At 57.0% G+C, this 12,164-nt stretch carries 7 protein-coding genes; 3 read left to right on the top strand and 4 right to left on the bottom strand.

Annotation, left to right across the window (positions count from 1 at the left end; all coding sequences use genetic code 11):
* Positions 1–107 precede the first annotated feature (107 nt).
* Entirely contained in the window at positions 108–890 is a 783-nt protein-coding gene (locus Q8R39_01875) for an ABC transporter permease (protein MDP3735156.1), read from the bottom strand.
* Positions 891–1,073: 183 nt separating this feature from the next.
* The gene (locus tag Q8R39_01870; GenBank protein MDP3735155.1) at positions 1,074–2,021 is read right to left on the bottom strand and encodes an ABC transporter ATP-binding protein; all 948 of its coding nucleotides are present in this window, start codon (positions 2,019–2,021) and stop codon (positions 1,074–1,076) included.
* Positions 2,022–2,537: 516 nt separating this feature from the next.
* On the opposite strand from Q8R39_01870, the gene topA reads away from it, so the two are divergent.
* The 3 genes from topA (at position 2,538) to dnaE (ending at position 9,848) form a co-directional block, all read left to right on the top strand.
* Positions 2,538–4,787: a type I DNA topoisomerase gene (topA, locus tag Q8R39_01865; protein MDP3735154.1), complete on the top strand. Its 2,250-nt coding sequence runs from the start codon at positions 2,538–2,540 to the stop codon at positions 4,785–4,787.
* A gap of 117 nt (positions 4,788–4,904) precedes the next feature.
* The gene (locus Q8R39_01860) at positions 4,905–6,431 is read left to right on the top strand and encodes an HD domain-containing protein (GenBank protein ID MDP3735153.1); all 1,527 of its coding nucleotides are present in this window, start codon (positions 4,905–4,907) and stop codon (positions 6,429–6,431) included.
* Positions 6,432–6,662: 231 nt separating this feature from the next.
* Complete coding sequence (gene dnaE, locus Q8R39_01855; GenBank protein MDP3735152.1) at positions 6,663–9,848, top strand: DNA polymerase III subunit alpha; 3,186 nt, start codon at positions 6,663–6,665, stop codon at positions 9,846–9,848.
* 92 nt (positions 9,849–9,940) lie between these two features.
* Here the strand turns inward: dnaE and Q8R39_01850 are convergent, their stop codons facing one another.
* Together Q8R39_01850 and Q8R39_01845 are read right to left on the bottom strand one after the other, a co-directional pair.
* Positions 9,941–10,477, bottom strand: coding sequence for a hypothetical protein (locus tag Q8R39_01850; protein ID MDP3735151.1), 537 nt, complete (start codon positions 10,475–10,477; stop codon positions 9,941–9,943).
* Between the two features lie 170 nt (positions 10,478–10,647).
* Entirely contained in the window at positions 10,648–11,775 is a 1,128-nt protein-coding gene (locus Q8R39_01845; protein MDP3735150.1) for a replication-associated recombination protein A, read from the bottom strand.
* Positions 11,776–12,164: the final 389 nt, after the last annotated feature.

Genomic DNA, 12,164 nt, shown 5'->3' with positions numbered 1-12,164 from the left:
TTTGCATTTTTGTTTTGAGCATTTGCCTGCCTGCCGCAGGCAGTGATTTCGATATTGTTTCGGATTTCGAGCTTCGTGCTTCTGATTTCGTGCAGGCGCGTCCTCTGTCATCGTTCTCTCTCCTTCCTGACAAAAAGCCACGTGCCGAGGAGAAGAAACACTCCGAACAGCACGACGATGATTGTGATATTTGCGAGTGGGTGCCTGCTTACTGCAAAGACTCTCTCGGTACTGCCCGAGTAGAACACGCCGCGCATGAGATCAACGGGGTAGGTCATCGGCGTGATCCGCGAGAGCCACGCGGCCACCGGAGGCAGATCCTTGATTGGGTTGAAAACGCCGGCGAGGATGAACTGCGGGAAGATGAGAAATGGGAAGAGCTGAGCAGTTGTGCGCTGCTCGCGGACGTTGCCGAGCACGAGTATGCCGAACGCGCCGCCAAAAAGCGCCGAAATGAACGCAACCGGCGCCATCGCGGCGAGCGCGGCGAGTGTAATCGGCACACCGATAATGAGCCCGAACGCGACAATACCCACTCCCTGCGTGAGCGAGACGAGCGATTCCCCGATGATTTTTCCAAGCACGATGCCGTAGCGAGAAATCGGTGCCACGAAAAGCTCCTTGCTGAAGTCTGTCTCACGGTCGCGGATGAGAGAGATCACGCCCGCGGCAGAGGACTGGAACATCGTCTGCGCGAGAACGCCAACAAACACAAACGGCAAAAATTGAAACCCGAGCCGATCGCCGAAGCTCGCATTGAGCCCGCCACCAAGGACCCCGATAAACATGAACGGGAACACAAATGAAGCCACGAGACGGATTCGGTCTCGAAAGAGCTTCGTGAGGTCGCGGAAGGCAATGGCGACAATAGCATTAAAGTGAAATAGCATGGTAAAGACGGTACAGGCGCGCGCTATAATCCTGAGCATTGCTACAAGCCAAGTCAAAACGCAAAAGTCAAAGCTCAAAACCACAGCCTAAAACCTTTCAAACTTTTGACTTTGAGGCTGCGGTTTTGACTTTTGCGTTTTGACTTTTGACTTTGCTTGCGTTTTGAACTTTGACATTCGTAATCATGACGCATCTGTATCGCTCCCAATAATTTTAAGATATGCGTCTTCCAGCGTCGGCCGTTCAATATCGAATAGCGTCAGCTCCACAGAGAGCGAACGGACGACGTCTTGCGCACGTAGGTCCTTACTCAAAGCAACGCGAAACGGCGGCGTTTCGCTCACGCGGTTGGTGAATTTTAGAAGCGCGCTACGGAGAGAGCCGCGGTCAACGGCGTCTACAATAAGCGTGTCCCCGAGCAGGGTGCGCGTGAGCTCTTTCGGCGTTCCGTACGTAACGATTTTTCCATCGTTGATGATCGCGACGTTGTCAGCGCTCTCTGCCTCCTCGAGGTAGTGCGTCGTGAGAAGTATCGTGACGCGCTCGCGCTTGCGGATGTCGGCGAGATAGCTCCAGAGCGCGCGGCGGCTTAGGGGATCAAGCCCCGCAGTCGGCTCGTCGAGAAAGAGCACCTTGGGGCGGTGCATCAGAGAGCGTACGAGCTCGAGCTTGCGACGCATGCCGCCGGAGAAGGTGTGCATCGGCTGAAAAAGAGCCGCGGTAATTCCCATGAGCTCGGCGAGCTCATGCACCCGGGCGCGATAGCTGCGCGGCATCAGCGCGTAGAGCGGACGAAACGGATAGAGCCCGTAGAGAAATGCGTGGAAACGGATGTTCTCCTCCGCCGTGAGGTTGAGATCCACGCAGGAGCCCTGGAAAACCACGCCGGAGGCGCGGCGGATCGCGTGCTCGTCGCGCTCGAGGTCAAAGCCCGCAATCAACACCCGACCCGAGGTTTTGGCGAGCGTCGTCGTAAGGACAGAGATCGTCGTCGTCTTCCCCGCCCCGTTTGGCCCGAGGAGGGCAAAAAACTCGCCCTCCGCGACCGAGAACGAAATATCATCCACGGCGTTTTTGGTGGCTTTCCGGTAGCGTTTGATAAGGTGTTCGACTTCGATGATTGGCGTCATGTTGACACAATGGTAGCATAGATGATTTACTCATTGCCAGAAGAAGCATCCAAGCAACACCGTGCGCCCAATATATATGCAACAACTCCGGAGGGTTTGTGATGAAAGACCGCTCGTGTTCGCACTGTGGGGTAGACCTGTACAAGACGCTCGTCCTGGCGTCCTGTAGCATATTTTTCGTGAGTGTCGCCACATCAGTAGTAGGTTACTTCTCAAGTTTTTGGCCCATGAGTCCGTTCATGGTCATAGGCTGTTTCATTTTCGGATTCACTTTTCTCGGTATGGCCCTCGCGGCTGCGCATGAATTCGACCAAAAAAATGAGGAGGCAGCCGAGATCAAGTGAACCAGCGACTTCCGTATATGCGTCTCCGATCACAAACGTCTGTGGTCGGAGACTTTATTTATTTGCCAAGGCGAAGGAACTGTAGTAATTGTTACAAGCAGCAAGCGATTAGCAGCATGCAGCAAGCACACGACGCTTGCTTACTGCCTGCTGCACGCTGCATACTGCTCGTATGAAACTCGTCATCGTCGAATCTCCTGCAAAATCGAAAACGATCAGCAAATACCTGGGGCCGGGCTACAGCGTCAAGGCCTCGGTGGGCCATGTGCGTGATCTGCCGAAGAAGAATGAAAACGCGGTGGACATTGCGCACGGATTCGCGCCGCACTACGAAATCATCCCGGAGAAAACAAAAGTTATCGCCGATCTCAAAGCTGCAGCAAAAAAAGCGGACGAAGTGCTGCTTGCGACCGACCCGGATCGAGAGGGCGAGGCGATCGCGTGGCACGTCGCCGAGGCGCTCGGCCTCGGAAATTCCAAATTCCAAAAAACAAGCTCCAAACAAATTCCAAATTCCAAATTCCAAATTCCAAACGTTAAACGTGTGGTCTTCCACGAAATTACGGAGCGCGCAGTGAAAGAAGCGCTCGCGCATCCGCGAGATATTGACGAGCGGCTCGTCAGGGCGCAGGAGGCGCGCAGAGTCCTCGACCGCCTCGTCGGCTACGACCTCTCGGGCCTACTCTGGAAGAAGCTCCGCTACGGGCTCTCGGCAGGCCGAGTGCAGTCCCCTGCCCTGCGTATTCTCGTCGAGCGCGAGCGAGAGATCCGCGCGTTCGTGCCGGAGAACTACTGGGTGCTCACCGCGCTCTGTGCGACAAAAAAAGGGAGTGGCATGACGCTCGTGTGCGTCGAGGAGCCAAAGACCCGCGAGGAGGCGGAGCGAATACTCAAAGTCGGCCGCAGCGGCAGCTGGATTGTCGCCGAGGTACTCGAGACGGAAACGTCTCGGGCCCCGCGCTCTCCGTTCACGACCTCGACCCTCCAGCAGGCCGCAAGCTCGCGGCTCGGCTTCTCCCCGGCGCGCACCATGCGCACTGCGCAGCAGCTCTATGAGCAGGGGCACATCACCTACATGCGCACCGATTCGACGACGCTCGCAGAGGAAGCCCGGAGCTCAATCGGCGCAGCTGTCACCAAGAAATTCGGCGAGCGGTATGTCACGCTGCGACAGTATAAAACCACGAGCAAAAGCGCGCAGGAAGCGCACGAGGCGATCCGTCCGACGGACATCACGCGCGCATCCGCAGGCGCTACCGAAGAGCAAAAACGCCTCTACGCGCTGATCCGCGCACGTACGCTCGCAAGCCAGATGGCCGCGGCCGAGCTCATCAAGACGAAAATTACGGCGCGCGTCGCAGTACCCATAGAAGCAAAAGACGTTCCCGCATTTTCTGCCATTGGCTCCCGCACAAAATTTGACGGCTGGCTCGCCGCGGACCCGGCCTCGCGCGGCGAGGACATCGAGCTTCCGAAAGTCGCTCGCGAGGAACCACTCACTCTCCGCTCGCTCGAGAGCGAGGGCAAACAAACGCAGCCCCCGCCACGCTACAGCGAAGCGGGGCTCGTGAAGGAACTTGAAAAACGCGGCATCGGCAGGCCTTCGACATACGCCTCCATCATCAAGACGATCCAGGATCGCGAATACGTCGAGAAAGAAGGCCGGTCACTGAAGCCCACCGCGATGGGCGATGTCGTAAGCACGTTCCTCGAGAAAAATTTTGCCTCCTACATAAGCGATACCTTCACCTCGAAGATGGAGGATGAACTCGACGATATCGCGCGCGGAGCGCGCGAGTATGCCAAGACGCTTGCCGATTTCTACACGCCGTTTAGCAAGGACGTCGCGGCAAGACAGAACGTCCCGCGGCTCACGGATCTCGGTCCCGCACCAAAGCAATTTCGCTGCCCGACCTGCGGGAGCGCCATGGTGATGAAGCTCAGCCGCTCCGGCACGTTCATGAGCTGTAGCAGGTTTCCCGAATGCGAAGGCGCGCGGTCGGAGCACGGCGAGGAGGTGAAGCCGCCCCAGGAGACCGGCGAGCGCTGCCCCGAGTGCGGCGGCGCGCTTGTCGAACGCGATGGAAAATTTGGAAAGTTTGTTGGGTGCGGCAAGTATCCGAAGTGCAAGTATATTAAAAAGGCGGCAAGCAGCACGCAGCAAGCGACAAGCACGGGCGTTCCTTGTCCAAAATGCGGCAAGGGCGAGATGGCGGAGCGGCGCGGGAAATTCGGACTCTTCTACGGCTGTTCAAACTACCCCGCGTGCAAACATGCAATCAAAGCAAAACCAACCGGCCGCATCTGCCCCCTCTGCGGCTCACTCATGATGGAGGGGACGAAAACCATTCCTGAGCGCTGCAGTAATAAAGAGTGTGCAAATCACCGGCCGGGCGGACGAGCAACAGGCAACGAGCAATAAGCAGCAGGGGGCTAAGTCCGGTCGAACATTTGACAATTGACCGTTGACATTTGACCTAGAACGCCCGTCGTCGTGTCAAATGTTACATGTCAAATGTTACATGAGTGTGCTGCCCCTATGCCATCTGTCAAGGACATAACTTCCCTCATACGCGAACCGTCGAAAGACGACGTCGCGCTCATTGAGAAGGCCTACGGGTTTGCGGAGCGCTCGCATGAGGGACATCTGCGTTTCTCTGGCGAGCCGTACTTCACGCATGTCTTTGCCGTGGCAAAGACACTCGCCGAGTTCGGCATGGGCGCGAAGACGATCGCCGCGGGGCTCCTCCACGACGTGATCGAGGACACGCCGGCGACCGCTGAGGATGTACGCGCGGAATTTGGCGACGAGATACTCTCGCTCGTTGAAGGGGTCACGAAGCTCGGGACCCTCAAATACCGCGGCCTGACGCGCCACGTCGAGAGCCTGCGCAAGCTCTTTGTCGCGGTCGCGCGCGATATCCGCGTCCTCATCATCAAGTTCGCGGATCGCCTGCACAACATGCAAACGCTCGAGCATGTGCCGGCACACAAACGCCGACGCATCGCCGAGGAGACGCTCGAGATCTACGCGCCGCTCGCTTACCGCCTCGGCATGCGGGCGCTGAACCGCGACCTCGAGGACCTCGCCTTTCCCTTCGTCTACCCGAAAGAGTACGAGCACGTAACGGCGCTGCTCAAGGAAAAAGACGCCGAAACCGCAGCACACCTCAGAGGGGTGCATCGGACGCTCCAAAAAAATCTCGCGCTCGATGGCATCCGCGAGGCACAGACGTCATTCCGGCTGAAGGGGCTCTATTCCCTCTTTCGCAAGCTCGAGCGCAAAGACATGGATATCAACAAAGTGTACGACATCTCAGCGCTCCGGATCATCGTACCCACGGTTGAGGACTGCTACCGCGCGCTCGGGATTGTCCACAAAACATGGCGGCCGCTCCCGGGGCGCATCAAAGACTACATCGCGTTCCCGAAGCCGAACGGCTATCGCTCACTCCACACCACGATCTTCACAGGGGGCGGCGGCGTTGTCGAGATTCAAATCCGCACCGAGGAGATGCATCGGAGAGCGGAATACGGGATCGCCTCGCACTTTCTCTACAAGGAAGGCGGCGACAGCCGCTCGCTTCTCACGCATCTCGCGTGGATCGGACAGCGCCTCTCATACCGCTACTGGTTCCAAAACGCGCGCGCGAACGAACCGTCGCTCGCCGTAGCGAGCCCCGCGACCCCTGAGTGGCTCCGCGAGCTCGCGGAGGCGCAAGCCGACGTCAGCGACCCGAAAGAATTTCTCGAGCACCTCCGAGCCGATTTCTTCAGTCACCGCGTGTTCGTCTTCACGCCGCAGGGCGACGTGGTTGATCTGCCGCTTGGCGCCGGGCCCCTTGACTTCGCCTATGCAATTCACTCTGAAATCGGAGACCACGCCTCGGGCGTCAAAGTAAATGGTAAGCTTGTCTCACTTGACACCGCACTTCACAACGGCGACATCGTCGAGATCGAGACCCGAGAATTCGCCCGGCCGACGCGGAAGTGGCTCGCCTTTGTGAAAACCGGCCTCGCCAAGCGCAAAATCCGCGCGGCGCTGGGGCACCATGCGAGCTCGTAGCTTATGGCTGTTAGCTTGTAAAAAGCACAAATTTGAATAGCGAAATTCGAAACAAAACAAACGAAAGCCCAAAGCCAAAATTACAAAGCACAAACAAAACATCAAAACACAAATTCCAAAACCAAAACGGTTGCACTACGTGTTTGTGTTTTGTGGCTTTTGGATTTGTGCTTTGTTTGTGTTTTGTGTTGTGAGAGGTCTATTATCAAAGTGTAGTATACTACCCTCACCATGCCCGCTCCTTTTATCCACCTCCACACCCACAGTCACTACTCGCTCCTCGATGGACTATCGAAAATCCCCGACCTTGTAGCACGCGCAGCACGCTACAAAATGCCCGCGCTCGCGCTTACTGACCATGGCAATCTGTATGGCGCAATCGAATTTTATAAAGAATGCAAGCAACACGACATCAATCCGATTATCGGCGTCGAGGCATATGTGGCCGCGCGCAGCCGCACTGATAAAGAGCCGCGCATTGACAACCACCGTTTTCACCTCACGCTTCTCGCAAAAAATATCGCTGGTTACAAAAATCTCCTCCTGCTCGTTACGAAAGCGAATCTCGAGGGGCTTTACTACAAACCGCGCGTGGACAAAGAGCTTCTTGCCACGCACCGCGATGGACTCATCACGCTCTCAGGGTGCATGGCGGGCGAGCTCGCACGTACCCTCACGAACCGCGGAGTAGAGGATGCGGAGCGGGTTGCGCGCGAGTACCGCGACATTTTCGGGCCAGAAAATTACTTCATCGAAATCATGCACCATCCCGGAGTTGCAGGACAGCAGAAGTTGACACAGGAACTCGTCTCCCTTGCGCATAAGCTCGAGATCCCGCTCGTCCTAACCCAGGACTCCCACTACCTCGACCGCGACGACAAACGTGCGCACCAGACGCTGCTTGCCGTCCAAACGCAGAACGATGTCGGCGAAAGCGACCTCTTCCGCGGCGAGGAGGACTTTTCGTTCATAAGTACCGAAGACGCGTATCGCGCGTTCGCTGCTCTGCCTGAGGCGGTGGAGAACACATCGAGAATTGCCGAGCGGTGTGCCATCGAACTTGAGCTCGGCAAGCTCTCATTTCCATCCTTTACACCAGAGGGAAACATGGCCCCGTACGCCGCACTTCGTGCCATGACCATCAAAGGACTGCACGAGCGTAATCTCGATCTGAACCGCGAGGCCCTCGAGCGTATCGAATACGAACTAAACATCATTGACACCAAGGGCTACACCTCCTACATTCTCGTTGTTGCCGATCTGCTTCGCTTCGCTCATCAAAACGGCATCCTCACCACAACGCGCGGGTCGGCGGCCGGATCTATGGTCGGGTTCCTCACCGGCATCACGAACGTCGATCCGATCGCCTTGCAACTCCCCTTTGAACGATTCCTCAACCCACAGCGGCCATCACCGCCGGATATTGACATGGATTTCGCCGACAACCGCCGCGACGAAGTCATCGACTACGCCAGGAAAAAGTACGGCGAGACACAGGTGGCACAAATCGGCACCTTCGGCACCATGCTCGCGCGTGGAGTCGTTCGCGACGTTGCGCGCGCGCTCGGCAAACCCTATGCCTTGGGCGACAAGATCGCGCGAGCAGTCCCCATGGGCTCGCAGGGCTTTCCCATGACGATTGATCGAGCGTTTGAGATGGAGCCGGATCTCAAAAAAATGTACACGGACGACGCGGAGGCACGGGAAGTCATTGATCTCGGGAAAAAACTCGAGGGCTGTGTGCGGCATGTGAGTGTTCATGCTGCCGGTGTCGTCATCTCTCCGACACCGTTAACCGATTATGTCCCCCTCCAGCGTGATCCTAAGGGAGGCAAAATCATTACGCAATACGACATGTATGCGGTCGAGGATGCGGGCCTTCCGAAGTTTGACTTTCTCGGCATTAGAAATCTCTCGATACTTGCTGACTCCGTCGACCAGACAAAAAAAATGAATGGCGCCGCCATCGATATAGAAAACCTGCCACTTGATGACGCAAAAACTTACCGTATGCTCGCACGTGGAGAAACCGTGGGCCTCTTCCAACTCTCCGGAGAAGCCATGACCCACTATCTTATAGACCTCAAACCCTCGACAATCCATGACATCAACGCCATGGTCGCGCTCTATCGCCCGGGTCCGATGGCGAACATTCCGGAATACATAGCCCGCAAGCGCGGGAAAAAGCCGGTTACGTACTACCACCCAAAAATGCAAACCTTTCTTGAACGCTCACTCGGCATTCTCGTCTACCAAGAGGACCTCCTGTTTACCGCGATCGAACTTGCTGGCTACAATTGGGAGTCTGTCGACCGATTTCGAAAAGCGGTCGGTAAAAAAATTCCGGAGGAAATGGCGAAGCAGCATGTGATATTCGTCGAGGGTTGCATGAAGCACTCCGAAATGACGCGAGAGAGTGCCGAAGGCCTGTGGAAGCTCTTCGAGCCGTTCCAGGGATACGGATTTAATCGCGCCCATGCGGCAAGTTACGGGAAAGTCGCCTACCAGACCGCCTACATGAAAGCGAACTTTCCTGTCGAGTACATGAGCGCGGTGCTCACCGCAGAATCCGGCGACGTTGAAAAGGTCGCCGAGATCATTGCCGAGTGCAAACGTATGGGGATCGCGGTGCTGCCGCCGGATGTCAATGAGAGCTTTGGCGGTTTTACGATCGTCGATCCATCGCTTGAGAGAGGTAAAATCCGCTTTGGCCTCTATACGATTAAAAACTTTGGCGAGGGGATCGCCGACTCGATCATCGCCGCGCGAGAGCGCGGCGGCGGGTACAAAACACTCCAAGACTTCCTCGAGCGCGTGCGTGACCGAACGCTCAATCATAAATCGCTCGAAGCCCTGATCTGCTGCGGGGCGATGGATGCGCTCGGCGAGCGTGGCGTGATGCGTGCCAATATCGAGCACCTGCTCACCTACAATCGCGACCATGAGCGCGCGAGCACCTCGCAGGGATCACTATTTTCACTCATGAAGGACATCTCATCGGTGCCGCAGCTGCGGCTCGTGGACGCGCCGAGCGCAGCTCCCGACGAGCGCCTGCGCTGGGAAAAAGAGCTCCTCGGCCTCTATGTCTCGGGGCATCCGCTTGATCGCTACCGCGAGCGACTCGAGCGTCGTGGCACTGACATCCGTCGCATGAAGACGGAGCTCCGCGAGGGTATGCTCGCGGTTGCTGCCGGACTCGTCGAGAACACGAAACAAGTGTTCACGAAGAACGGCGAAAAAATGCTCTTTGCCACCATTGCCGATCTCTCGGGTTCGATCGAGGTTGTCTTTTTCCCCCGAACGCTCACCGAATGCCGCGAGCACCTCGAACCCGAGCGCTGCATCGCGATCAAGGGCCGCATGTCAAACCGCAACGGTACGGTGAGCATGATCGCGGAGGCGGTGAAAGCGCTGTGAGCAAAACGGTACCTGCGCTCCGTCGAGGTCAAAGATCAACCCGGCACTCTTAGAAGAGTGTCGGGTTGATAAAAAAAAGGGCTGACCCCATTTCACGCTATTTCGGAAGGGATAGATTGCCGATGCCAGGCGAGACGTACATAGGTTTGACCCTTCTCGTCAACCTCAAAACCAGGTATGAAATTCCCTCCTTGCAGCAGATCACTGCATACGAGTCGGCTAAACACGTCGCATTTCTCGGGATCAAATTCTCCGAACTCGGCCTCCTCTCTGATAAGGGATTCCATGTTGATGGAAGCACCTCCAGCTTCCCACCGTCCCTGTACACCCATCGACGTTTGCTCCACTACATAACGTGCGCTCCCCTGTCTTCGCAGCACACGCGGCATCGTTGCGCGAATCGACTGCGCTACGCCACCGAGTACACGGAGCACGCGTTCCGTCCACTCCTGTTTTTCGGCATCGCTCGACGAGAGGCCACTCGCCTCTGCAAAGCGATTCGCGATCGACTGGACCCTCGTGTGTGCTTGCTCCAGCAGCCTCTCGTTGATGCGATCTAACTCTTCGTAATCTGGCGGCAGATCGCGTCGCTGTGTGCGTCCATCTAGAAACAATGGTTTGTCATTCACAGGATCACTCCTTTCCTCGCTGACATAATCCAAGGACTGAAAAATGGCCTGACCAATTTTTCTGCTTCGAGTTACCCGGTCCACACGCAAAGGGTGCCAACTTCCGTGCTCATACTAGCGCTAAATTTATATGCCTGTCAAATTGTAGGCGGAGTACAAAACTGCATCAATTACTCGAGATACTTCTTCCCCTTGATCTCGTCGGGGAGTAAATCTTCTTTCGTATACTTCTCATATCCGCTGCCGTAGCCGAGCTCTTTCATGAGCTTGGTTGGGGCGTTTCTAATTTTGAGCGGGACCGGAAGATTGCCGAGGCGCTTCACGTCCGCCTGCGCTCCTCGCAGCGCATCATACGCGCGACGATCTTTGCGGCTCTGCGCAAGGTACGCGACCCCGTGCGCGAGGTTGATCGCGCACTCGGGGTACCCGATGGTCTCGCAGGCGCGAAAAACGGCGTTTGCCACAACAAGCGCAGTCGGCTGCGCGAGACCGATGTCTTCGCTCGCGAATATCACCATCCGCCGCGCGATAAAAAGCGGGTCTTCCCCGGCCTCGACCATCCGCGCGAGGTAGTAAATCGCTGCGTCCGGCTGCCCGGCACGCATGCTTTTGATGAACGCGCTGATCGTATTGTAGTGCTCCTCCCCGGCGCGGTCGTAGCGCAGGTGCTGTGACTGGAGTGCGCGCTCGAGCGTCTCAATCGTGACCGCCCCATAGAGCTCGGAGGCGACTTCAAGAATGGTGAGCGCCTGACGTGCGTCTCCGTTTGAGATAGCGGCAAGGCGCGTACGCGCCTCATCATCGAGCGATATGCCGCTCTTTGCAATGATCATCCCGATCTCATCCTCCGAGAGTTCGCGGAGCACGAACACACGGCAGCGCGATAAGAGCGGCGCGATCACTTCAAAACTCGGGTTCTCGGTCGTCGCGCCGATGAGTGTAATCTCACCGCGCTCGACAAAGGGCAGGAGAAAGTCCTGCTGCGCTTTGTTGAAGCGGTGAATCTCGTCGAGAAAGAGCACCTTCGGCGAGTCGGCACTCTCGTCCGCAAGCACCGCACGCACGTCGTCTTTCCCCGCCGACACCGCCGAGAGCTCGTAGAGCTTCGCTTCAAGCGCTTGCGCGTAGATGCGCGCCAGCGTCGTCTTCCCCACCCCGGGCGGCCCCCAGAGAATGAATGAAAATCGGTGCCGACGCTCGATCGCGCTCCGGAGCGGCATCCCCTCCCCGACGAGATGCTCCTGCCCGATAAATCCCTCAAGCGTTCGTGGCCGCAACCGTGAAGCAAGCGGTTCCATGGAGGGGATGGTACCATAAACGCACCGCACGCGTTATCACGTTATCGTGCGTCCATACATAAGTTCACTCATATTGTGCTGAATAGCATGGCCTGATGCAGCTTGACGCGGAATGAGCGAATCCGAGACCCGATCGGGAACGAAAGGGATTTCGCGATTGAGCACGAGCCGCATAAGGGCGTGCAGTGAGTGCGAGATGGGGAAATTATGGATCACACGCAAAAGCACCGGTAAGGAGGCCGGCGGCGTAGGTCTTTGCGAGCGGAGCGAAGCAATCCAGGGGGATGACCTACAATTCTCTCGACTCTGACATACGGTGACTATACTCTGGGTTGCTTCCCGCCGCGCCCGCGCATCGCGGCTTCGGCTACGTTCGCTCGTAATGACGG

The organism is bacterium (assembly GCA_030697645.1).
Lineage (GTDB): Bacteria > Patescibacteriota > Minisyncoccia > Phycocordibacterales > VMGT01 > JAUYPI01.
Note: the sequence above shows the minus strand (reverse complement) of the source record. Positions and strands in the feature narration are given on the sequence as shown.

Coding starts and splice junctions, on each gene's coding strand:
- Q8R39_01845 (MDP3735150.1), bottom strand. CDS start 11,775: ATGGAACCGCTTGCTTCACGGTTGCGGCCACGAACGCTTGAGGGATTT.
- Q8R39_01875 (MDP3735156.1), bottom strand. CDS start 890: ATGCTATTTCACTTTAATGCTATTGTCGCCATTGCCTTCCGCGACCTC.
- topA (MDP3735154.1), top strand. CDS start 2,538: ATGAAACTCGTCATCGTCGAATCTCCTGCAAAATCGAAAACGATCAGC.
- dnaE (MDP3735152.1), top strand. CDS start 6,663: ATGCCCGCTCCTTTTATCCACCTCCACACCCACAGTCACTACTCGCTC.
- Q8R39_01860 (MDP3735153.1), top strand. CDS start 4,905: ATGCCATCTGTCAAGGACATAACTTCCCTCATACGCGAACCGTCGAAA.
- Q8R39_01870 (MDP3735155.1), bottom strand. CDS start 2,021: ATGACGCCAATCATCGAAGTCGAACACCTTATCAAACGCTACCGGAAA.